The organism is Segatella copri (assembly GCF_026015465.1).
Classification (GTDB): domain Bacteria; phylum Bacteroidota; class Bacteroidia; order Bacteroidales; family Bacteroidaceae; genus Prevotella; species Prevotella copri_E.
In genome coordinates, this window is sequence record NZ_JAPDUQ010000001.1 from 791,544 (window position 1) to 816,393 (window position 24,850).

Annotated in this window: 17 protein-coding genes; 6 read left to right on the forward strand and 11 right to left on the reverse strand. The window is 45.9% G+C overall.

From position 1 onward, the window contains the following. Positions 1-3,111 carry a SusC/RagA family TonB-linked outer membrane protein gene (locus tag ONT08_RS03435; protein ID WP_264959246.1) on the reverse strand — a complete coding sequence of 1,037 codons (3,111 nt, stop codon included), beginning with the start codon at positions 3,109-3,111 and terminating at the stop codon, positions 1-3. A gap of 431 nt (positions 3,112-3,542) precedes the next feature. Then, on the reverse strand, positions 3,543-4,334 hold the full coding sequence (locus ONT08_RS03440; protein WP_264959247.1) for a Cof-type HAD-IIB family hydrolase: 792 nt from the start codon (positions 4,332-4,334) through the stop codon (positions 3,543-3,545). 222 nt (positions 4,335-4,556) lie between these two features. On the opposite strand from ONT08_RS03440, the gene ONT08_RS03445 reads away from it, so the two are divergent. From ONT08_RS03445 to ONT08_RS03465, 5 genes are all read left to right on the forward strand, one after another. Further along, a complete protein-coding gene (locus ONT08_RS03445; RefSeq protein ID WP_264959248.1) occupies positions 4,557-5,456 on the forward strand; it encodes a FimB/Mfa2 family fimbrial subunit in 900 nt (299 codons plus the stop codon). A gap of 165 nt (positions 5,457-5,621) precedes the next feature. Next, positions 5,622-7,130 carry a TolC family protein gene (locus ONT08_RS03450; RefSeq protein WP_264959249.1) on the forward strand — a complete coding sequence of 503 codons (1,509 nt, stop codon included), beginning with the start codon at positions 5,622-5,624 and terminating at the stop codon, positions 7,128-7,130. Between the two features lie 33 nt (positions 7,131-7,163). Beyond that, positions 7,164-8,147, forward strand: a complete 984-nt coding sequence (locus tag ONT08_RS03455; RefSeq protein ID WP_264959250.1) for an HlyD family secretion protein — start codon at positions 7,164-7,166, stop codon at positions 8,145-8,147. A 90-nt stretch (positions 8,148-8,237) separates the two neighbouring features. Next, entirely contained in the window at positions 8,238-9,401 is a 1,164-nt protein-coding gene (locus tag ONT08_RS03460; protein ID WP_118085908.1) for an ABC transporter permease, read from the forward strand. Continuing rightward, positions 9,401-10,663, forward strand: coding sequence for an ABC transporter permease (locus ONT08_RS03465; RefSeq protein ID WP_118139914.1), 1,263 nt, complete (start codon positions 9,401-9,403; stop codon positions 10,661-10,663). The genes ONT08_RS03460 and ONT08_RS03465 overlap by 1 nt, the downstream gene beginning before the upstream one ends. 142 nt (positions 10,664-10,805) lie before the next feature. Here ONT08_RS03465 and ONT08_RS03470 read toward each other — a convergent pair whose 3' ends face one another. Further along, the gene (locus ONT08_RS03470) at positions 10,806-11,906 is read right to left on the reverse strand and encodes an Mrp/NBP35 family ATP-binding protein (RefSeq protein ID WP_117586474.1); all 1,101 of its coding nucleotides are present in this window, start codon (positions 11,904-11,906) and stop codon (positions 10,806-10,808) included. Between the two features lie 169 nt (positions 11,907-12,075). Here ONT08_RS03470 and ONT08_RS03475 point away from each other — a divergent pair, with 169 nt between their 5' ends. Continuing rightward, complete coding sequence (locus ONT08_RS03475) at positions 12,076-14,208, forward strand: glycosyl hydrolase 115 family protein (protein WP_118085909.1); 2,133 nt, start codon at positions 12,076-12,078, stop codon at positions 14,206-14,208. 442 nt (positions 14,209-14,650) lie between these two features. Here the strand turns inward: ONT08_RS03475 and ONT08_RS03480 are convergent, their stop codons facing one another. The 8 genes from ONT08_RS03480 to ONT08_RS03515 form a co-directional block, all read right to left on the reverse strand. Next, complete coding sequence (locus ONT08_RS03480) at positions 14,651-14,935, reverse strand: DUF2442 domain-containing protein (protein ID WP_228121585.1); 285 nt, start codon at positions 14,933-14,935, stop codon at positions 14,651-14,653. Continuing rightward, positions 14,874-15,128 (reverse strand): DUF4160 domain-containing protein, encoded by a 255-nt coding sequence (locus ONT08_RS03485; protein WP_117586454.1) that lies wholly within the window; start codon positions 15,126-15,128, stop codon positions 14,874-14,876. Before ONT08_RS03485 ends, ONT08_RS03480 begins: the two co-directional genes overlap by 62 nt. Positions 15,129-15,299: 171 nt before the next feature. Then, the gene (locus tag ONT08_RS03490) at positions 15,300-16,316 is read right to left on the reverse strand and encodes a branched-chain amino acid aminotransferase (RefSeq protein WP_264959251.1); all 1,017 of its coding nucleotides are present in this window, start codon (positions 16,314-16,316) and stop codon (positions 15,300-15,302) included. A 313-nt stretch (positions 16,317-16,629) separates the two neighbouring features. Then, positions 16,630-17,520: a carbohydrate kinase family protein gene (locus tag ONT08_RS03495; protein ID WP_118200642.1), complete on the reverse strand. Its 891-nt coding sequence runs from the start codon at positions 17,518-17,520 to the stop codon at positions 16,630-16,632. Between the two features lie 47 nt (positions 17,521-17,567). After that, positions 17,568-18,719: an MFS transporter gene (locus ONT08_RS03500; RefSeq protein ID WP_118085911.1), complete on the reverse strand. Its 1,152-nt coding sequence runs from the start codon at positions 18,717-18,719 to the stop codon at positions 17,568-17,570. A gap of 163 nt (positions 18,720-18,882) precedes the next feature. After that, on the reverse strand, positions 18,883-20,601 hold the full coding sequence (locus ONT08_RS03505; RefSeq protein ID WP_264959252.1) for a DUF4980 domain-containing protein: 1,719 nt from the start codon (positions 20,599-20,601) through the stop codon (positions 18,883-18,885). A gap of 433 nt (positions 20,602-21,034) precedes the next feature. Further along, entirely contained in the window at positions 21,035-23,512 is a 2,478-nt protein-coding gene (locus ONT08_RS03510; RefSeq protein ID WP_264959253.1) for a LamG-like jellyroll fold domain-containing protein, read from the reverse strand. Positions 23,513-23,638: 126 nt separating this feature from the next. Next, a complete protein-coding gene (locus tag ONT08_RS03515; RefSeq protein ID WP_264959254.1) occupies positions 23,639-24,844 on the reverse strand; it encodes a DUF4960 domain-containing protein in 1,206 nt (401 codons plus the stop codon). Positions 24,845-24,850 lie beyond the last annotated feature (6 nt).

A 24,850-nucleotide genomic window follows, 5' to 3' on the forward strand; every position in this document is an offset into this window, starting at 1 on the left:
TTAAAATACAACCTTCAAGTTAATACCATAGTTGCGAGTTGAAACAGAACCCATTGTCTCACCAAACTCAGAGCTGATATCATTACCAAAGTTAGAAGACTCAGGATCGATATAATTCTGATGCTTAGGAGTAATGAGCAACAAGTTGTGGCCAACGAGACTCAAAGACAACTTCTGCATCTTCAATGCGCTTGTGATTGTCTTAGGGAAATCGTATGTCAAAGCCAACTCACGGAGTTTGAAGTAAGAACGGCTTACAACGAAATCACGACGCACCTCCGGGTTGTAACTATAGTTACCCTGAGCATAATTCATCTTCTCTGAACTAACAGGGATATTATTCTCAACATACTGTCCACCAACAACCTTTACAGAATGAGGATAGATAAACGCATCACGCTCATTGAATACTGTCTCTGTAGAGTTACCATTGAAGTGAGTGATATAAGATGTCTCAGAATACATTAATCCACCCTTATGCCAGTCGCCAGTAGCTGCAAGGGTCAAGTTTTTCCACTTTAAGTGTGTGGTGAAGCCCATTACGAAATCAGGCTGAGAAGAACCGAGATAATCATATTCCGTAGAACTTGACTTTAAGAAACCATTGTTGTCTACCACCTTATAGCCATAATACTGACTATTCTTATCTGTCACCTTCTCTGTTGCAGGCAACTTGAAGATACCGATAGGCTCACCAACCTTCAATACGTAAGATACACCACGCATAGAAGAATACAAACCAGTACTTGTAGTACCTACAGGAATGGTATATTCATCAAGACCATCCCAAAGTTCCTTCACCTTACTCCAGTTCTTTGAGTATGTAGCCCCTACGCTCCATTCCCAATCCTTGGTACGGATAGGAGTAAAATTAACCATCGCCTCAATACCCTTGTTCTGAAGCTTACCCACATTACGGGTGTTCGTAGTATAACCTGTCTCAGGCGCCAAAGTAGCAGAGATAATCTGATTCTTGGTTGTACGATCATAGTAAGCCACATCGAAACTCAAACGGTTACCGAAGAATGTACCGCTCAAACCAAGTTCATACTCAGTTGTAATCTCTGGTTTCAAGTTTGTATTTGGCAAGCGGTTATACTCTGTCAGACCTAACACACCAGAAATTGGCAAATATGTATAATAAGACTGGAATGGACGGTAATATGAATTAGTCATATATACATAAGCATCATTACCAGTCTGACCTATAGCTGCACGAACCTTCAACAAGTCGATCTGCTTGGTATTCTTCAATGCAGGAATAGCCTGGTTCAGAAGTACAGATACATTGGCACCGCCATAGAAGAAACTGTTATTACCAACAGGAAGTGTAGAAGACCAGTCGTTACGGGCAGAAAGGTTCAGGAAGGCCCAATCCTTATAACCAAGCTCTACCTGTCCCAAAAGTCCAATCAATCTTCTTTTCCATGAGGTTGCATCAGTAAGAGAATTGGAAATGGTATTATCCAAGGAATTCCATCCAGGAATTTCCAACTGCTCATTATAACCACCTACAGTATCATAGTTTCTCTGGTTCAAGTTCCAACCCAAGGTTGCACCTACCGAAAAATCACCGAAAGTATGATTACCGGTCAATAAGAGGCTTGCATCAATCTGTCCACGCTGAGAACGATACTTAGAATAGTAACCCTGGTTACCTATAGTTGTACCATTACCATTTGCCTGATAAGAACCCTCGGTATAAAGAATACGTGGTTCGATGCGCTCGGTCTTATAATTGGTATAATCACCACCGAAACGGCCAATTACCTTGATATCCTTGGTAATATCGTATGACAACTCCAGCTTACCATAAATACGGTCGTCCTGATAAGTAGAATAGAAGTTATCTACCATATAATATGGGTTGGTAGCATACAATGTATAGTAGTTATCTACATTGTTACGCTCAAGGTTGTAATCCTTCATATCGGTGAAACGAACATCAGAAGCACCCTGAAGCAACTCCATATACATATCACGAGAACGGCGCATATCCTTGCGAACATAGTTCAGGGACATGTCCAGATGGAATCTGTCGATATTGGCGTAACCACGGAGTGAGAAGGTATTACGATAGTAAGTATCACCATTGTTAGGAGTAATACCATTAGAACTTACATTACCGTAAGATGCAACAATACCTACTTTCTCATCACCATAGCGGAGAGATACGTTGTTGTTCCACTCCTTACCCACCTGATAGAAGTCACGGATATTGTTCTTAGCATAAGAAAAAGGCTTGGTTAAAGTCTCGCCGTTAGAAAGACCGGTAGAACCATACCAATGCTCACGACCATCGAGGCGAGGTCCCCAAGAACCGTTCTCCTCATTAGACCAGGAACCCCAACCTTGACCAAAGAGATTCTGAGTCATTGGCACACGGAGCACATCAGTAAATGTCAAAGAACCATCGTAAGTGATAGAAGCCTTCTTGTTACCCTGTGGCTTCTTTGTAGTAATCATGATAACACCATTGGCTGCACGGGAGCCATAAAGAGCGGTAGCAGAAGCACCCTTCAATACAGTTACCGATTCAATATCCTCTGGGTTGATGTCGCCTGCGCCACTACCAAAGTCAACAGAATTATCACCCAAACGGTCATTGTTGATAGGCACACCATCAACAATATACAATGGGTTGTTGCTAGAAACAGAAGAAATACCACGAATTACGACTTTCTGAGAAGTACCTGTAACACCACCACCAGAAATCTGCACACCAGCCATCTTACCCTGAAGACCACTCATCAGGGAACCAGACTTAGCAACAGTCAACTCTGAAGCGTTGGCTGTACTGGCAGCATAACCCAAAGTTTTCTCTGAACGTTTCATACCCAAGGCAGTAACAACTACCTCGTCAAGATTTCTTGCATCAGAAGCCAAAATGATCTTCATCTTAGCAGATGCTTTCATTGTTTTAGTCTGCATGCCGAGGTAACTGATTTCCAAGACAGCATCCTTGCTGGCATTAGGAAGCGTAAAATTACCATCGACATCAGTCGCTGTTCCAGTTTTAGTTCCTACAATTCTTACAGATGCGCCAATCACCGGCTCACCGTCTTCCTGAGAAACAACCTTACCTGTAACAGTAGTTTGAGCGAGAGCCATTCCTGTTGAAAGAACGAGCCCCCCATGAGCATGGTCAATCTTTTTACCATAATTCTCTCTCTTAAAAATTAAACAACTTACAAATATCGGGTGCAAAGATACATACTTTTTGTAAATTAAACAAATTTTTAGCAAACAATTTGATATAAAATAACAACTTTATGGTACTTTATGTATATTTTTCGCATATTTTATTACTTTTCGTAAGCGTTTTTGATGTTTATCCCCACAAAAAGTAAATAACGAGAAGAAACTAGGCATAAAAGAGAAGTTTTAAAAACAGAAAGGCAAACACGCCATTTATCACAATAAATAACATGTTTGCCTTTTTATTTTATTAAAATGAAACTCGCCTATCAAAAAGGCTTCATCAGGATTACACCTTATTATATATAGGGAGTTATGAAAAAAAAGTCAATAACGCCGGGAACTTAAATCACACCAAAATGGAGGAGCGCATTCTTAACACCATCTTCATCCACATGAGTCGTAATGTAATCGGCTACCTGCTTGAGATTATCTCCCGCATTGCCCATTGCAACACCGGTGCCTGCCTCCCGGACGATGGAAATATCATTGCCGCCATCGCCGAAAGCCATGGTTTCTTCTATGTTCAAACCCAGATAATCAGCCATTGCATGCAAGCCCTTTCCCTTATCCGCATCGGCTGCCGTAATATCCGTAAAGGCAGGATGCCATCTGCCCGAGGTGCAGTTGCGGAGCGTAGGCATCAGGAGCGCCTCCTGCTCTACCGAACAGAAAGGAGTAACCTGCAGAACCTGCTCATCTCCCAGTTCATTCACATCGGTCAGGAAGATTTCACAATCCACTCCCAGTCCCTTGGCAAAGATTTCATAAACCTCGTCAGTATAATGATGGATAGCGAGATGATGCTCTCCTACGACGATTGCCGGATAACCATCACGGTCGGCAGCCTCGATAATCCTCTTTACATCTTCAGGAAGGATGGCGTGCTGGCTCACCACCTTATCGCCTACAAAACAGCGGGCTCCATTGGTGGTGATGTAACCGTCGATAAGATGTTCTATCTGACCGAGGTTGTTGATGATGAGTTGCGGACGACCGGTAGAAATATACACCTCTACCCCATTCTTCTTAGCCTGCTCCAAAGCATCTACCGTGCTCTGCGGAATCTTGTGGGTCTTGAAACTCACCAGGGTGCCGTCAATATCAAAAAACAATGCTTTTATCTTCTTATCCATACCAATATCTTCTATACCTAATTATATATATAATGCAAAATCGGCTCTGTAAGTACAGAAAAACCGATGCAAAATTACGAAAAAACAGATAAATGACAAAAAATATAAAGATTTATTAGATTTTACTTGCATCGAAAGGAGAAAAAACGTATATTTGCCACATCTTTATGCCCGAGGAAACTCCGAGATAACGCATAGAGCAACTAGTAAATAAGAACGGTTATGAGTAAGAAGCCCTATCGGTTACTGGCATCCCTGTTGCTGATGCTCGTAGCGACGCTTACTTCATGCGAGAAGTTTTCGATTGACGAAACAACCGGAAAATCACGTGAGGCAAACGCCAATGTAACTATCCATGTGCAGAAAATAGAAGGCACAAGTCTGCTAACAACTAAAGCTGCCGACAAGCAGATGGCGCTGGGCGATGTGTGCTCCAGACTGACACTTGCCATCTTTGACGGAGAAGACAAACTGGAGTCAATCAACCAGCAATCTACCGACAACGGTTTCGGAACAGCCTATGTAAGTCTGGACGAAGGAGAATACCGACTGGTGGTGATTGCCCACAACGGAAAGGGAAACTGCTCTGTCAGCGCACCCGAGAAAGTAAAGTTTGCGAGCAACAAGCTTACCGACACCTTCTATTATTACGGCAGGTTGAGCGTAACGGCAGACGGAGCCACCTCCGACATCAACCTGAGGCGAGCAGTTGGCGCCTTCAAGTTACATATTAACGACGAAACTATTCCCGAAGAAATCAGAAGCATCAAGTTCTATTATACCGGCGGCAGCAGCACCCTGGATGCAACCACCGGATTCGGCTGCGTGAACAGCCGTCAGACCGAGATTTTCAGTATGAAAGATGGCGGCAGAGACTTTACCGTCTACACCTTCCCACATGAAGAAGAGAAGAACATCAAGATGAGTATCAGCTTTCTGGATGCCGATGCAAAGGTGGTAAAGAGTTTTGAAAAAGCCGATTTGAAAATCCATCAGAACCAAACAACCTATACCGAGATTTCCATTGCTGACGGATTCGGTGGCGGAGACGACAGTACGGGTGGTGGAATAGGCATTACCGTAGACCCTACCTGGGGCGAGACAGAATGGGTGAATTTCTAAGAAACAGACGATTAAGGGATTACGGAAAACCAGAAGATATGTTCTATTTTTCCACAATGCAATATATTTTTTGATTCTTAAAGATTTGATAAACAAAATTTCTTTGTCATTTAAGAATAATTCCATAATTTTGCATCCAATATTATATAATATTATAAACAAAGGATGAAAAAATATATAACTCTTATCATGCTGATGGGAGCATTGATTCCTGCTGGGGCTCAGGCACAAACGCTGAGCCTTGACAGTTGTCGTGCCATGGCGCTGCGCAACAACAAGCAGCTCAATGCCTCGAAGCTCAAGAAAGACGTGGCGTACAACATGAAGAAATCGGCACGTACCAAATATCTTCCTAAAGTAGATGCTTTAGGCGGTTACGAATGGTTCAGCAGGGAGATTTCGCTGCTGAACGACGGTCAGAAATCAGCATTCAGCAATATCGGCTCTACCGTTACCGGAGGAATATCGGGAGGAGCCAGCAATCTGATGAGCCAACTTGTAAGTCAGGGAATGATTACCCCGGAGATAGCGCAGCAGATAGGCGGACTGCTGAATGAGAAACTGGGACCCCTGCAGCAGCAAGGCAATGCGCTGGGAGAGAAACTGGTAGATGCTTTCCGCACCGACACCCGCAATATCTGGGCTGGAAGCGTGATGGTTCGCCAACCTATCTATATGGGTGGAGCCATCATTGCAGCCAACAAGATTGCCGACATCGGAGAGCAGATTGCAGAGAATGATCTCGACCAGCAGACCCAGAGCACGCTCTACAGCATTGACCAGGCTTACTGGCTCGCCGTTTCGCTGAAGCAGAAGCAGAAACTCGCCATCAGTTACCGCGACCTCGTAAAGAAACTGAACGAGGATGTTCATAAGATGATTCAGCAGGGAGTAGCCACCAAGGCAGACGGACTGAAGGTAGACGTGAAAGTGAACGAGGCTGAGATGCAGATTACTCAGGCAGAAGACGGACTCGCGCTGTCGAAGATGCTGCTCTGCCAGCTCTGCGGCATTCCGATGAACCAGGAAATCACACTTGCCGATGAAGATAAGGAAACCCTGGCTTTATCAGGAACTCCTGTTGACACCGAGCAGCAGAAAGTGGCAGCACAGGATTCGGCGCTGAACACCCGGCCGGAACTCCGCATGCTGCAGAATGCGCTCGACATCTCTAAAGAAGCTACCAAAATGGTTCGCGCCATCAATCTGCCTCACGTCATGCTGACAGGCGGCTACATGATTTCGAACCCGAACGTATTCAATGGTTTCCAGAAGAAGTTTACCGGAGTCTGGAACGTAGGCGTGATGGTTCATGTTCCGGTATGGAACTGGTTCGACGGCGCCTACAAGGTGAGAGCCGCCAAGGCTGCCAGCAATATCGCCCAGATGAACCTGGATGATACGAGAGAGAAGATTCATCTGCAGATTACTCAAAGCCAGTTTAAGGTAAAGGAAGCCCAGAAGAAGCTCAACATGGCAATGAAGAACATCGCCAGTGCAGATGAGAACCTGAGATGCGCCAACCTCGGTTTCAAGGAAGGCGTGATGGAGGTTACCGACGTGATGGCTGCACAGACTGCCTGGCAGAAAGCACAGAGCCAGAAGATTGATGCAGAAATCGACGTGAAGCTGACTCAGGTTGGGCTGAACAAGGCGCTCGGTATCCTGCAGTAATAATAATAACAAATTTAAATTCAGATTAAGCAAATGTCTAAGAAATCACAGCATAACAACATATTGCTCGCTGTAATCGGTTTTACAGCAGTAGTCATTCTCGTAGGCGTCATCGGTTTCTTCACCCTGGAACAGAAGGATAACACCATTCAGGGCGAGGTAGAAGTATCAGAATACAGAGTGTCCTGCAAACTGCCGGGACGCGTAGTAGAACTCCGCGTTCAGGAAGGCGATTACGTTCATGTGGGCGATACGCTCGCCATCCTCGAAGTGCCGGAAATGAAATCGCAGGAACAGATGCTCCAGGCTACCAACGCTGCAGCCGAGGCGATGAAGGACCTGACGGATGCAGGTGCACGCAAGGAGCAGATCCAGGGCGCTTACCAGTTGGTTCAGCAGGCTGAAGCTGCCGCAACCATCGCCAAGAAGACCTACGACCGCATGCAGAACCTCTTCAACGAGGGTGTAATCAGCGGCCAGAAACGCGATGAGGCTTACGCAGCCTACAAGGCTACAGAGGCTCAGGTGGCTGCTGCCAGAAGTCAGTACGATATGGCGAAGAATGGCGCCCGCGAACAGGAAAAGCGCATGGCTGCCAACAACACCCAGGCTTCGAAGAGCGCTGTGGATGTAGTGAAGAATCTTCTGAAAGAGACCGTTCAGATTGCCCAGTGCGAGGGCGAGGTTAGCAATGTCTATCCTAAGGTAGGCGAGCTGGTAGGCCTCGGCTCTCCTATCATGAGCATCTCTATCATGAGCGATATGTGGGGAACCTTCAATGTTCGCGAAGACCATCTCAAGGGTCTGAACAAGGGCGATGAGTTCACCGCTTACGTTCCTGCCTTCAACAAGGACATCAAGATGAAGGTTTACTACCTGAAAGACCAGGGCTCTTACGCTACCTGGAAGGCAACCAAGGATAATGGCGACTACGACCGCAAGACATTCGAGGTGAAGGCCCGTCCTATCACAAAGATTGAGGGATTGCGCCCGGGAATGTCTTTGGTAATTAAGTGAAGAACGAAGAGTGAAGAGTGAAGAATTCATTTGTTTTCAAACAAAAAACTTTATTTTTCATGATGTTCAAAGTTCAATCTTTAAAGTTCTATGTTTAAGAAATTATATCATATAGCCCTCAGAGAATGCGGCATCATGTGGAAGAACCCCATTTATCTCTTCTGCATGGTCATCTTCCCCATCGTGGTGGTAATTTTCTTCACCACGCTGATGAAGGGAGGAGTGCCTACCGACATGCCTGTGGGCATAGTAGATCAGGACAACTCCGCCACATCGCGCCAGCTGGTACATAAGCTCGATGCCTTCCAGACCACCAAGGTAGTGGCTCATTACGAGAACATGGCAGAGGCAAGACATGCTATCCAAAAGAACGAAATCTACGCCTTCCTGCTGATTCCTGACGGAACAGAGGCAGGCCTGATGGCCCAGAAGCAGCCTAAGATTTCATTCTATTACAGCAGCGTATCGCTGGCAGCCGGCTCCCTGCTCTTCCGCGATCTGAAAACCATCTCTACCCTGGGAGGTGCGGCGGCAGGAATGGCGAAACTTTCGGCGCTGGGAAAGACGAACGATGAAATCATGACCTTCCTACAGCCTATCGCCGTAGATCTGCACATGATAGGCAACCCATACGCCAACTACAACTATTATCTTTCGAGCGTAATGGTGCCGGGACTCATCATGCTGTTCATCTTCCTGATTACACCTTATTCTATAGGTACGGAACTGAAGTTCAACCGAGCAAGAGACTGGATGCGGATGGCAGGCAACAATCCTTATCTCGCCATTGCGGGTAAGATGCTGCCACAGACACTCATCTTCCTGAGTATCTTCCTGCTATTCGAATTCTACATCTATTATGTATTGCAGTTTCCACATCCGGGCGGCGCGCTTCCTATCATCCTGTTAGGCATTCTGAGCGTACTCTCCTGCCAGTGTTTCGGCATCTTTGCCTTCGGACTGATGCCTTCATTGCGCATGTCGATGAGTATCTGTTCGTTGTGGGGCGTGGTGAGTTTCTCCATCTGCGGAGCCACCTATCCGCTCTTCTCGATGGATTCTCCGATCCAGTCTATCGGCCAGCTTTTCCCGATGCGCCACTATTACATGATTTACCAGATGAACATCTTCAATGGTTTCCCTATGAGCGATGCTGTGCTCCACTGGGGCGCAATGGTGCTGTTCTGCGCCCTGCCGATGCTCACTGTCTGGAACATCAAGAAGGCAATGCTGGTATATAAATACTTACCGTAATGAAGAAAAGTAGTTTATTATATAAGATTATCAATGGCATCTGGGACATGTGCTACATCTGGAAGACGGAAATGCGCAATGTTTTCCGCGATGAGGGTGTGCTCATTTTCTGCATTCTGGTGCCGCTGGGTTATCCGCTGCTCTACTCTTGGATCTACAACAACGAGGTGGTGAGAGAAGTGGATACGGCGATTGTGGACCTGAGCCACAGTCACAGTTCACGCGAGTTTATCCGCGATTATGATGCTTCACCAGACGCCAAGGCTACCTATTACTGCAACAGTCTGGACGAGGCGAAGGAACTGGTGCGCAGGCAGGCAGTTCACGGAATCCTTTACTTCCCTGCCGACTTCGATACAAAGCTGAACCGGGGCGAACAGGCGCATGTGGGAGTTTACTGCGATATGAGTCTGATGCTGACCTATAAAGCGATTTATCAGACCTCGCAGGCCGTAGCCAGCCACATCAACTCGAGCATCCAGATAACACAGGCTGGAGGATTTACAGATAGAGACGATGAGATTACCACCGAGCCGCTCGCCTTTGATGAGGTTCCGATATTCAACACGACAGGAGGTTACGGAAATGCCATTCTGCCGGCTGTGCTGGTTCTTATCCTGCAGCAGACGATGCTTCTGGGCATAGGAATGGCAGCGGGAACATCAAGAGAACTCAACAGAAACCGCGAACTCATACCGGTAAGCGAGCATTATGGCGGTATTTTCCGCATTGTTTTCGGCAAGGCATTGGTTTATTTCATGGTTTATGCCGTGATGGGAATGTATCTTACGCTGGTAGTTCCCAAGCTGTTCAGTTTTGTAAGTATGGTAACGTGGACCACCATTCTCGGTTTCCTCCTTCCTTACATTCTTTCGTGCGTTTTCTTCGGTCTGATGCTGTCGTGTCTGGTAAGATATCGTGAAAATGTGATGCTTCTGGTGGTATTTACCTCCGTTCCGTTGCTTTTTATGACGGGAGTTTCATGGCCATTGAGCAATATTCCGGGCTTTTGGCAAGGATTTTCGTGGGTTTTCCCATCCACTTTCGGCATCCGCGGGTTCCTCAGAATCAGCAGTATGGGTGCTTCGCTTTCAGATATTCTGCCGGAATTCAGAGCACTCTGGATACAAACGGGTGTCTATTTTCTGGCTACCTGCCTGGTTTTCAGGCAGCAACTGAGATCGGCAAGACTCAAGGCAGACCTTACTGCCGAAGTAGCAGAAGAAGAGGATGAGGCGGAAGAAATCGTGGAGAATGGATAATGTACAATGCATAATTTCGGGGGTGACCATGCAAAAAACAGCTGTTAACTGTTAACCTGTTAACTCCTCTGATAAAAAAAGCTAGGACTGCTTGAGGGCAATCCTAGCTTTTTTTTTATACCCTTATCAAATAGGATATTTACTACTTGTGTGTACTAACAATCTTGGTTGGAGCCTTCTCAGCATTTCTGCGGTTCACCACCGTTACTACGCTTTGGGCAAGGCTGAGGAATGCCTGACCGGTAATGGAATCAACCTTGGTAGCAGCAGGCGCACCATCATCACCACCCTCGCAGATGCTCTGAACGATAGGAATCTGGGCGAGCAGAGGCACATTCATTTCCTTGGCGAGGTTCTTGCAACCCTCCTTACCAAAGATATAATACTTGTTCTCAGGCAGCTCGGCAGGCGTAAAGTAAGCCATATTCTCGATTAGTCCGAGGATAGGCACATTCACCTTATCATTCTGATACATGTCAATACCCTTTCTCGCATCGGCAAGCGCCACCTGCTGAGGAGTACTTACGATAACTGCACCCGTAATGGCGAGTGTCTGGAGCAGCGTAAGATGAATATCGCTTGTGCCAGGAGGCGTATCGAGGATAAAGTAATCCAACTCACCCCAGTCAGCATCAGCAATCAGCTGCTTCAGGGCAGAACAAGCCATTCCGCCGCGCCACAGAGTAGCCGTAGTAGGACTTACGAAGAAACCGATACTCAGGAGCTTCACGCCATATTTCTCGACAGGTTCGATGAGGTCTCTGCCGTCCTTGTGAACAGAATAAGGACGCTCCTCCTCCACACCGAACATCTTAGGCATGGAAGGACCGAAGATATCAGTATCGAGCAAACCCACCTTGTAGCCCAACTTAGCCAAGGCGATAGCGAGATTGGCAGAAACGGTGCTCTTGCCTACTCCACCCTTACCAGAGCTTACAGCAATGACGTTCTTCACCTGTGGCAGCATCTTGCCCACCTCAGGACGAGGAGCCGACTTGAACTCAGTAACGATTTCCACCTCCACATCTTTCGAAATATGATAATGGATGGCAGCCTCAGCCGCCTTTACCGTACTCTTGAGGAAAGGATCCGTATCACGAGGGAAGAGAAGAACCACCTTCACCTTCATACCATTGATGCTAGGCGTATCTGCCAGCATCTCGCTCTCTATGAGGTTCTTCTTGGTGCCTGGATAAATCACCGTAGCAAGCGCCTCTTCAATCAATTTTGGATATAATGTCATCATTTCTTTTTATTTATTTGGTGCAAAAGTAACAATAAATAATGTAATAAGCAAATAAAAACTAAATAATTTCAGATATTAAACACTTTTATGTATCTTTGCAAAATGCAGAAATGTGTAGTTTCAGCAAAAGCGAATCTACAACCGAACAGACAAAAACATAAGAAAAATGAAATATAAAAAGATTATATTAGGCGTTGCCTTGGCTCTGGCCTGCTTCTCTAGCCTGAATGCCAACGCGCTGACCGAAACCAAAGTGAAGAAGACGGAAACTCAGGCCGCAGCACCCAACGTTTATTGGACCGACGGCTACGGCAGAGTATCTTATACCACCAACTCTATCATTTCGCCGGTAGTAAAAATTGCCCTCAAGGAGTTTGCGGGCGATATGAAAGCCGTAACCGGATTCGATGCGAAAGAAAAATCAGGTGCTCCGATACAGATTTACCAGCTCGACCAGCTCACCAACAAGGAGTTTTCGGCAGTAGAAAAACTCGGTGCGCCGCTGCATCTTATTATCACCGCAAAGGATGCTTTCTACATCGGTACGAGGAAAGGGAAACTCATCGTTATCGGAAGCAACGCCCGCGGAACGGCTTACGCCATCATGAAACTCTCTGAGCTGGCTGGCGTTTCGCCTCTGGCGGCATGGAACGACCTGCAGCCGGCGCAGCGCAAGAGCCTCTATACACCCGTAGACCAGCAGTGGATTGAGGTTCCGAGAATAGAATTCAGAGGACTTGCCCTGAACAACAGCCAGTGGATGAAACCGCAGAACTACAGCCGCATCGCCCGATTGATGCTGCGCCTGAGAGCCAATACGCTGTGGCAGGTAGACGGCAGGCACGAGGCTGCTTACAACAAGGCTGTGGTAGACAGTTTCGATATCTGCGTGGCGGTAAACTACAAGGTGACGGAGTTCGTGGGCAAGAAGCACAAAAAGAAACACCGCAAAACCATCGAGAATGTGAAGCTGGTATGCTCGGATGCACAGATGGAGATGAGCAATCTCTCGCCGGGCCTGCTGCTCGAAATGCTCAACAGCAAGGATTATCTGGAGAGCAAGAATGCCCAGCACGGCAAATCGCACCGCTCTGAGGCTCACTACAACGAAGACTGTGCCTGGATAGCCAACATTACCAATCCGAAGCAGTCAACCTTCCAGCTAGCCATGATGATGAACCTGGCGTGGAATAAAAACGCCCTGAAAGCAGGTTGCAAGACGTATATCCAGAACACGCTCAACGCATTCTTTGGCGCCATTACGGGCAAGAAAATCATGCCTCTGATGGAAGAATATTACCGCCTTACCAGCATCCGCCATTCCGCTTATATGGCGATGCCTTACGGCGATACTGAGTTTCATTCAGGCGAATTCGGCAACGAACTGGAGCGTTTTCTCTACCGCTACGACCTGTTGAAGGCGAAGACTGAATCCATCGAACGCATGCTGCCTCAGAACCAGAAAGACGGTTTCTTCGAGGTTGTGAAATATCCGATATTCCTGGCTGCCTTAGTAGCCGAAAAGGAGCTGGAGGCACAGGAAGCAAGACACATCGCCCGTCCGGGACTGTTTAATAAAGACGATGAGGCGAAGGCTGCAGCGGCTGTGAGCATCGATGCTTACAACAAACTGAAGCAGCTCAATGCCTACTACAGTCGCATCAGAAACGGCAAATGGAAGGATTTCATCCTTAACAACGGTACAGAGATGCAGGCTCCGCAGATTCCGGGCACACTGCCTGCTGCCGATATCAAGCGGCTGAAAGCTGATGCCTTCGACCGCAGCAACGATCTCAAGCCACTCTCTGTAGTTACCGGCGACATCATTGCCAAGAATGCCTACGAATGGAGCAAGGCTACTGAATCGCCGCTTGCCCAGGCTGCCGTTAGAGGAGCCGAGAAGATTACCGTCCGTCCGCTGTTAGGTCACAGCAGCAAGGCTGTGAAATTGCCGAAGGGAGCCAGTCTGAGCTATGATTTCTACTGCGACAAGAGCGGTGATGCGCGTTTTACCATCGCCGCAATTCCTTGCTTCCTCAACGCTGTAAAGAACATGAGGGTGAGTGTGAGCATAGACCATGGCGAACCGGTAATCTGCCAGTTGAAGGAGGTTTACAACTCAAAGGACTGGAAGTTTGACCTGTGGCGCGGCCAGACGTTGAAGAGTTTCTACGTTACGCTGCCTGGCGGCAGTCACAACGTAACCATCAAGGCTTTAGATGACAATGTGATGATTGACCAGTGGGTTCTGGATTACGATGTAGACAGAGAATATTACGTGTTCCCAGTAGCAAAATAAGAGGCTTTTCTTCAGTTTTTCAGGCTTAAATGAAGACCAGGCTGAGGCTTAAATAATGCCGGGGCAGAGGCTTAAATGAGGGCTGTCATGAGGTTTTTACGTAGCTTTTCATGAGGCTTTTATGATGCTGAAATGTGTTAAGAATCCTAACTCATAGCTTCTTCCCCCTCAACTCTATGACTTATGCCCCGCAAAGCACAGAGACGGGGAAAAAAGAGCGAGGGGTTAACAGGTTAACAGTTAACACCCCAAAAATGCATGGTTCCCCCCACACACATATAAAAATAAGTATATATATATTATATTATAATAAGGTACGCGCGAGGGGGAGTATCGAAAAAACAGCTGTTAACTGTTAACTCTGTTAACCTCCAGGCATAAAAAGGCAGAAAGCCTCCCAGCAAAACGATGCTGAGAGGCTTCTGTATTTTTATTTGAGACTCTATAAAACTTCCATTTCATTTCTCTTCATAATAAGAGGATAACGCTCAGGATGCTTTAAACTCTCTATTTCTAAATCTACATCCAGTTTAGGCCACTCTATGGCATTCCTTCCACTCATCTGCACATCAAGAGCATCAGAAATACATGCATTCTTCATCCAAGGAATCCGATTATAAGATATGAAATAATCGTTTCCTTTCACAGAAAGCATAATGCCTTTATCATTTATCATCAAGACGCTTACCTGTGTGTCTTGCGAATTTGATTTTAAAATCGTCTCCATAATCTTTAAGTATTTTTTCTATAAAACTTAATTCTTTTGTATTGAATCCGAAATTTTCTGCTAGTTCAATATTGGGTTCAAGCCAATACTTAGCTTCATTTTCGGCCTTAACGACATGAATATGCATTCTCTTTTCCTCATTGGAATAGATCTTGAACACAAAGCCATTTATTTCTTTAAATTTAGGACTCATATCCTCTTTATTTAAGAAGTTATATTTCTGCGGGCAAAGTTACGATATTTTTATGAAACTTCCAAGAAAAAAGACATAAAAAAAGCACTCCAAGGAGCGTGAACTCCTCAAAGTGCCCTGATCATAATTATATTTCTAATATTGGTTTTTACGCAATAAAGAAGTCATTGATTACTCAATAACTACGGTTGTCCAACCGTGCTTGTCCTCTACAGTACCATACTGGATTCCGCGGAGCGTATCATACAGGTGCTTAGAGATAGGACCTGGCTTCTCACCGAAGTTGTAGCGCTTGCCTGTATCCAAGTCATCAATGTAGCTGATAGGACTGATAACGGCAGCAGTACCGCAAGCACCAGCCTCCTCGAAAGTATCCAGCTCATCCTCAGGAATCTGACGGCGCTCCACCTTCAAACCGAGATCCTCAGCCAACTGCATCAGACTCTTGTTGGTGATAGAAGGGAGGATAGATGTACTCTTAGGAGTAACGTATGTATTATTCTTGATTCCGAAGAAGTTGGCAGCACCACACTCATCCATGTATTTCTTCTCCTTGGCGTCGAGATAGAACTCGCATGCATAACCCTTCTCGTGAGCGATATGGTTGGCTCTGAGAGAAGCAGCGTAGTTACCGCCCACCTTATAGATACCTGTTCCGAGAGGAGCAGAGCGGTCGAAATCACGGATGATGACGTATGGGTTGGTAGAGAATCCACCCTTGAAGTATGGACCCACTGGAGTTACGAAGATAAGGAAGCAATACTCCTTAGAAGGATGAACACCCACCTGAGCACTTGTACCGATGAGCAGCGGACGGATATAGAGCGTAGCACCACTCTCGTAGGTAGGAATCCACTCCTGGTTCAGGCGGACCACCTTCTTCACCATTTCCTCGAACATTTCTGTAGGCACCTCTGGCATCATGATACCACGACATGTGCTCTGCAAGCGGGCAGCGTTCTCGTCCATACGGAACACGCGCACCTTACCGTCTGGGCAACGATAAGCCTTCAAGCCCTCGAATGCCTCCTGACCATAGTGCAGACAGGTTGCAGCCATGTGCAATTTCAAATACTCATCAGAGCAAACTTCTATTTCGCCCCATTTGCCGTCGCGATAGTAACAGCGAACATTGTAGTCAGTCTGGCGATAACCAAATGACAAATTAGACCAATCTAAGTCTTTCATAACATCTATATTTTTAATGTTCTACTAATATTTTAGATGCAAAAGTACAAAATAATCTATTAATCTGCAACTCTTTTATAATATTTTTAATGAAAACGTTATCTTTTTATTCATTTCTGCCATTTTGGGGCATCATTTTACCATTTTAGGGGGTTCTTTTATTGTAATTGAGAGATTGTATTTCTGAAAAAGAAAAAAGCTGCACCCATTCTTCGCAAACAGGATGCAGCTTACTAACTAACATTAACTATATATCAACTATTCTTTAAACCTATCATCTTATATTGCTATATAACCAATAGGGGAAGCGGAGTTAACGGGTGTATTCCTCAGGAATCTGAGGCATCGCTCCATTCTGGGTACAAACGTAGGCACTCACCTTAACGGCAAGTTCGTGAGCCTCCTGAATGCTCTTGCCCTTCAGGATGCTGGCACAGAATGTACCGGTAAAGCTGTCGCCTGCACCGACAGTATCAGCCACCTCAACCTTTGGAGTCTCCTGGAATGACTTCACACCCGGAGCAAAGACATAGCTGCCGTTTACACCGCAGGTCAGCACGAGCATATCGAGATTATACTTGCCGAGAATCAGCCAGCACTTGTTCTCGATATCCAAACCTGGATAACCGAAGAGACGTCCGATGGTAATCAACTCCTCATCGTTAATCTTCAACACATTGCAGCGCTTCAAGCTCTCGGTAATCACCTCTGGAGTATAGAAGTTCTGACGGAGATTGATGTCGAAAATCTTCAGACAATCCTCTGGAGTATGGTCGAGGAACTGATAGATGGTCTTGCGGCTAACCTCACTGCGCTGAGCCAGAGAGCCCCAGCATACGGCTCCAGCATTGGCAGCAATTTCCTTGATATCATCGGTGAATGGGATATTATCCCAAGCCACACCCTGCTTGATATCGTAAGTAGGAACGCCCTCCTTATCAAGCTGCACCTGAACAGTACCGGTAGGATAATCTACCTCAGGCATTACATACTTCAACTTCTTCTCATCGAGCAGGCGGAGAGCTGTATCGCCCAGGGCATCCTTGCCCACAGCACTGACTGCTACAGAATGCAAACCATGCTGACCTGCGTGGTAAGCGAAGTTGGCAGGAGCACCGCCGAGTTGAGAACCACTAGGGAGAACATCAAAGAGGATTTCGCCCAAACCTACACAATATTTTGTATTTAAATTCTTTGTTTCCATAATTACACCTTATTATATACGATATAAACGATTGCGGATGATTTATATTATAACTTGCGGATATAAGTGAAGAGATAAGCGACTCCCACAGCCATGACAGCCACAGCACCAGCCTGACCGATAGCATCACTGGCAAAGCCCATAATCAAAGGGAAGACGGTACCACCGAAGAGTCCCATGATCATCAGTCCACTCACCTCGTTCTTCTTATCAGGCATAGCTAGAAGTGCCTGAGAGAAAATCATGGAGAACACGTTAGAGTTGCCATATCCCACCAGGGCGATGGCGATATAAAGCATCATCTTGCTCTCGCCTACCCACATGCCTATCATACTCAGAGCCATCATCACTACGCTGATAACGAAGAAAGTGCGGGTCTTCATCATGCGGAGGAAAACGGTACCGGTGAAACATCCGATGGTACGGAAGATGAAGTAGAGCGATGTAGCGAAGGCAGCCTCGTTCAGCGTCCATCCCAGACGCTCCATCAGAATTTTAGGAGCTGTGGTATTGGTACCTACATCAATGCCTACATGACACATGATACCGATGAAGGAAAGCAGCACGATAGGTTTGCCGAGCAACTTGAAGCACTCACCAAAACCAGACGCCTTACCTTCGTTCTTCTCCTCCTCGATAGGTGTACCAGCCAAGAAGAAGGTAGCTGCGATTCCGATAACCATATAGATTGGGAAGAGGATTCTCCAGCCCAAACCGAAGGTTGGAATGCTTGCCATGGCGCCCCACATAGCGATGTATGGAGCCAGGAAGGAAGCTATCGCCTTGACAAACTGACCGAAGGTCAATGTGGATGCCAGGTTCTGACCTGATGTCACCACCGAAACCAGTGGGTTCAGGGAGGTCTGCATCAAGGCATTTCCGATGCCGAGCAATGAGAACGACACGAGCATCAGCTCAAAGTTTTCGCCAAAGATGGGCAAAAGGAGTGAGATAACGGTAACGAGCAAAGACAGGAGTACTGTCTTCTTTCTACCTATCTTATTCATCAGGATTCCCGTAGGAACCGAGAAGATGAGAAACCAGAAGAATACCAGCGATGGGAACAGATTGGCTGTTGCATCATTGAGGTTGAGATCTTCCTTTACGTAGTTGGAGGCTATACCTACCAAATCTACAAATCCCATGGCGAAGAAACAGAGCATCACCGGGATGATTGATAACTTTGATGATTTATTCATAATTGTTAGCGTTATTGTTTCTATTTTGCTGGTGCAAAGGTAGCGATAAACGATACAATATATCATAAAATATCGTTCATCGGCTACCATTTTTGTTGCATTGTTACATCAGTAACACTCTTAGAAACAATAGTGTTATAGATTCAGTTCTTAACAGATGAGGTTACTTGATGTCGTAAACCTGATACTTACCCTTTCCCTTTACAGTAACCTTGTTGTAAGGCTTGCTTGGGAACACGAGATTGGTCATGGACATCTTGCCGTCAGCATCCAGTGCCTCGATGCTGCTCTTGTCAATGAAGATGCGCAGCTGGCTGATCTTGCCATAGGTTGGAGCCTTGGTGACTGCAGCGAAGTCCTTGCTGAAATCCATCTTACCGCTCTTGGTTCTATCCATTGAGAAGTTTTCTGCCTTGGCATCGTAGTTCATCACTACCTTCTCGCCCTTGTCGTTGCTCAAAGTGATAGTAGCATTTCCCTTCAGATTCACTACCATCTCGCAAGATGCTGTAAGTTTCTTGCCTGCCTTCTTGCTTCTTGCTGCTGTCATCTCTGGAGATGGAACCACGCTGCAATAAGTTTCACCCTTATACTCGAAGAGACCTAAGTCGCGAGGAATAGAGTTGCCTGAACGGTACTGCTGGGTAGGAACCTGAGTAGCATACTGCCAGTTGCTCATCCAGGCGATAGCCACATGGCGACCTTCTGGTGCGTTATCAAAAGTAACTGTAGCATAATGATCCTTTCCGTAATCCATCCACTTGGTTACCTCAGGCTTGCTCTCGCAAGTAAACTTGTGTCCATCGAAATCGCCTACGAAATACTGGGTTGCTGAACCACCGAACGGACCACCAGGATTGATGTTGCAGATGAGCATCCACTTCTCCTTATCGGTGCCACGAACCTTCAGCTTCATCAGGTCTGGGCATTCCCAAACACCGCCATGGTTGCCATACTTCTCACCGAAAGAGCTTTCAAGTTTCCAGTCCTTCAAATTATCAGAAGTATAGATTTCCATGTGCTGACCGGCAGCCAGAATCATATTCCACTTCTTGATGTCCTCGTTCCAGAACATGTGAGGGTCACGGAAGTCTGGCACAGTACTGGTGATAATAGGATTTCCTGCATATTTTGTAAAGGTCTTGCCGTTATCTGTACTGTAAGCCATGCTCTGGGTCTGGTTTTCTGCAGCAGAAGTATAAAGTGCAACCACAGCATCCTTTCCGAAACCCGAGGTATTGTTCTTGTCAACCACGGCAGAACCACTGAAGATAGTACCTACAGCATCAGGCTGTATAGGAGTACCCTGGAACTTCCAGTGAACCAAGTCGGTGGAAGTAGAATGTCCCCAGGTCATATTCTCCCACTGTGATCCGTAAGGATTATGCTGGAAATAGAGATTCCATACACCATCCTTATAGAACAAACCGTTAGGGTCGTTCATCCATCCGTAAGCAGGAGTGTGATGGAAATCCGGACGATACTGCTCGCGATTCTTCATATCGAAAGCATCAGAGAACTTCATCTCCTTCCAGCAAGTGAGGGCATTCAGTCCTTCCTTGCTATAATCACCATTGACATGGATATCGAGAGCCAGGCCTTTCAAGCCAGCAAACTCATCCATATAGAGAGGTACGAAATAATCTACGTGGTCTTTAGCCAACTTCACATTGAGGGCTTTCACCTGCTTGTTGTCAGCTATCACCTTGATATTTGCCATCTCAGCATCCTCCTGTACAGGAAGCAAGAGACACTTCTGGTTCTGACTCTCCTGGCTGATGCGATAGAGACAGTGATTATTGCTCAAGAAGGAAGCCTGCTGGGCATAACTGGCGGTGAAACCGCAAAGAGCGACAAGCGCTGAAACAAAAATCTTCTTCATATTATAAGATTGTATATAATTAATTGTTTACTCTACTTAATTTTATATAGGATGCCTTCAGCAACTATCTTATATATGATGCCTCCAGCACGTTTTACTTTTTATATGTATCCTGAAAAACAATCCTCTTACCCGTCAAGTAATTAATTCCTACTGTATCCTTAAATTCTAACTAACCTAAAAACTAAACCCTTTTATCAACAAATACTAAAATCCTAATTATATCAACTAAACCAATCAACTATCAATGGATTAAACTGTTTTTATTTGCATGACTAAACGATTCAAGAATAACCTCTTCTCGTTTTCTGCTGCAAAATTAGTAGTTTTGCTGAAAAAGGATTCACCTAATCGTTCATACCCTAATAAATATGTAACATGAACACATTTTTAATAAGCAATGAACACTTTTTCCTCATTATCAGGCCAAATCCTATGATTCCAAAGCTATCTTCGTGGAATAAACCAAAGTATTATGGGCATCCAAGACCTTCACGATGAATATCCCGCTGCCTATTTGAGCTATGGAACCAGACTTTTCCAAAGCAGAGAGAGATTTCAGAAGTCTGCCGGCAACATCAAAAACCTTCAAGGTATAGCCTTCCTCAACAAACTGATAATTCAATCTGCCATCTGCAACATGAAACTGTACAGCGGAAGAGGAATTCTGGACATGCAGAATGCCCGAAGATACCTTGTTGGCATCGAGCTTATAAGCCTGCAAAGACTTAACGAGTGTTGTTCCCTCGCTGAAAACCGTAGCCTTGACTGCATCCACATTCTGAGGGAAGATTCTTACTGATGCTGCATAGGTATCATTCACAAAGATATCAACAATGGAATGATCCACATAAGCAGTAAGTTTTACTTCCTCACCAGCCGCAACAGGTTTTGCCAATGTTGACTGATAGATTCCCTTAAAGACATCATCCTGCACGATACGGTTGATACCGCTGGCATCCAACTTCACTACTCCACTTACAGGAGAGTAAGTAAGCCGAACCTGCTTGTTGCCATCGCCAAAGAAGGTAAAGCCGAAATCGCTGCTGCCAGCAACAAAGGTACCATTCAGTTCCAGACTTCTTCCTTCTACAGGCGAAAGATTCTGCTCGCCATGCAAGGTAAGGTTGTTCTGAACATAAGATACCTCTGAACGCATAGCCTTCAGACCCTCGAACGGTTTCTGAACCAAATTGCCCTGGGCATCGAGGCTGATTTCGCGTGGCAAACCATAAGTGTGAGCATATCCCAGGCGATAATTTTCTGCACCAGGCAACTTATCAGGTACGATACCCAACATCAGGGTTTTGCCATCTTTCTGGAAAATGGTTGGCGACAGGAAGCCATAGCCATCCTTTGAGAAACCCGGAAGTTCCAGGGTCTTGGGAGCCTCACTATCAGGAGCAAAAGTACCGTCGCTGTTGATACAGCCGGTCCAATACAAGGTATGAACACCCAGCTTTGTGTTTAACGGAGTAACCATAAACACCCATTTGTTGCCAAACTTGGTAACGGAAGGCAGCTCCCAGAACGTTCCATCCTGTGCCTTACTGGTTCCTCGGAAGAAGATGTTGCCATCGTTGCTCCACTTACCGGTGAGCTTATCGTAACGATGTAAGGTTGTGGCACCTATACCATCTTTTGAGGTACCGGCAATCATGTAGAGCTTATCACCATCACGGAAAAGGAAACAATCGCGGAAGTCATCGCTCAATCCATCAGGACGACCATTCACTATCGGATTGTTCTCCAACTTCTGCCAGCCTAACAGGTCTTCATCCTTTGGCTTAGCCTGTGAGAACATAGCCTTGGCATAATCTACACCCGTATAGAAGATATTTGGCTTGCCACCCGTCAGTTCATCATCGGTAAAGACACAACCCGACCAGCAACCTTTCTTGTCGTACCACTCTTCAGGACTGACAGCCACAGGAAGTTCCTCCCATTTATAGAGATTATCGCTTACGATATGTCCCCAGTTCAAGCGGGTCATATAAGGTCCGTTAGGATTCTTCTGGAAGAACACATGATATTTCCCGTTATAGAAAACAGCTCCATGCGTTTCGTTGGTCCATGCTCCCGAAGGCATACCATGGAAAGCCGGACGCAGGATATCAGAAGCATAACGTTCCGGAGAATAACTCAAGACAGGGGCGTTCTGAGCCTTCTCATTAATCACTTCGCTGTTGATACCCTTGAAGATTTCAAAATCATCAATCAAGCCATTATAAGTATTCAGGCAGAAAAGACCGTCCACCTTATCATCCTGGAAAGACTTTCCAATCATGAAATCTGCTGCACCACCATTCATGCCACCTTTCTGACACTTGGCTGTAGCCACCTGTACACCATTGTTGTACATTACCACCTGCTTGTTTTCGGCATCAACGGTTACCACCAGATGATTCCACTTGTAACGCGCCAACTTGTCACTGGCTTTGAGTATCACTTTCCAGCCCTTTACATGACAGATGAACATGTAGGTGCCACGGGAACCCAGACGGAAAGCAAATCCTTTATCACCACTCTCCACCACATTCAAGTCGGAAGCCTTTAGGTTTCCGACCATCGTAGTAAACCACTCGCCATCCTCATCCAGCCTCATCACCGGATAAGACTCAGGTGCTACCCAAAGAGAGAATGTCATCTGGCTTTGCCCATCAACAAGAGTTGGGTCTATCTTAGCCTGAAGACAGGAAGAATAGCCATCCAGTCGCCACGCATTTCCCTGGGCACCTGCCACAGAAACCGGAGCCAAGGCTCCCTGAGCCTGAAACTTCTGATTGCTGACTGATTCTATGGTAGTAGCATCAGCCGACATCTCCATAGGGAACTTCACTACCTGGGCTTTGGCATTGCCACAAGCCATCAAGGCAAATGAAAGAAAAAGTGCTTTATTGAGTTTTTTCATGTCTCACTTGTTTGGTTATTGAATTTAAAACTTAGAAAGGGAAGACCCTCTTTGCGCACACAACAAAGAATGATACTTGTTAGTTTTCGCAAAGACAGCCTTCCTTTTTCTATTTAATTTAATTTTTTATTCTGCAAGATAGTCGATGCAGTTCTTGGTCAAACGCTCTGTGTTTGCCTGGAACTTGTTGCCACCTTCCTGATTCTGATTCAACTCGTATGAGCTCAAACCGATACAGAGAACTGTACCCTTGAATTCTGCTGTAGGCTTGAATTCTACGATACCCGCACAGCAATAATCGGTTACATGCCCCCAGGTAGCGAGTACTGTAGAGTTGGTCAACTGCTGGAACGCATCTACTACATTCTTTCCTGCAGGAACCTTAGATGGCAAGTCGTAGGCATTGAGATCCCACATACAGTTATGATCTTCGCGGTGACCAGGACCCTCCAGAGGATAAGACTCATGGTCGTAATTGTCAACAGGATCATTAGCAGGAAGTACCTCCAAACCTGCAAATGCTGCATGTGAACGATGATCGTACTTAGGATTCTGATTGCTGCCGATTACGGCATTGGTAGTCCAATAATCAGTACCGGAACCACCTTCGCCAGAACTGAAGATGCCAGGAGCCAGCGAGTTGTCAACACGACCGATGGCAGCAGAAAGCTGAGTGGCATGCTTGGTGAGGAACAGGTTACCACCAGACTGAGCGAAAGCCTTCAACTTGGCAACAACATCGTTATCAACGATTTCTGCAGGCAACTTCTGCCAGCCGTATTCCAAACCTACACGGTCTATCTGAATCCAGATCATGCTATACTGACCACGGTCAATTTTATTCATTGCCTTGATATCAGAAGGTGTGAGTACAGCTCCCTTGTCACCATAGGTTTTCTTGAACCAATCCAAGGCTTCGCTCTCATCATCATCAAGAGTAGAAGCATCATTTGAAGGAAGCAGGATGGCAACCTTAGAAGGCTCGGCATTGATGGTAACACTTGTTGAAACGCCATCAGAAACACGACCATCGTCATACTTCATCTTCACTGTATAGAGAAGCGTAGATTTACCTGGCTGCAACTCCAACACCGCAGAGTTGACCAATCCCAAACTCTCCAGGAGAGCATTGTTGCGATAAATATCCACACCCGACTTGTTTTCGTCTGTTGGCAAAGTCCAGTTCAATGTCACGGTTCTACCATCTACCTGCGAGGTCAGATTCTCTGCCTTTGGAGCCTTAACACCCTCAGGAATATCTACATCAGAGCAGGATGTAATGGCAAAGAGAGCCATGCAAGCTACTATGAAACTATATATATACTTTTTCATAATTGT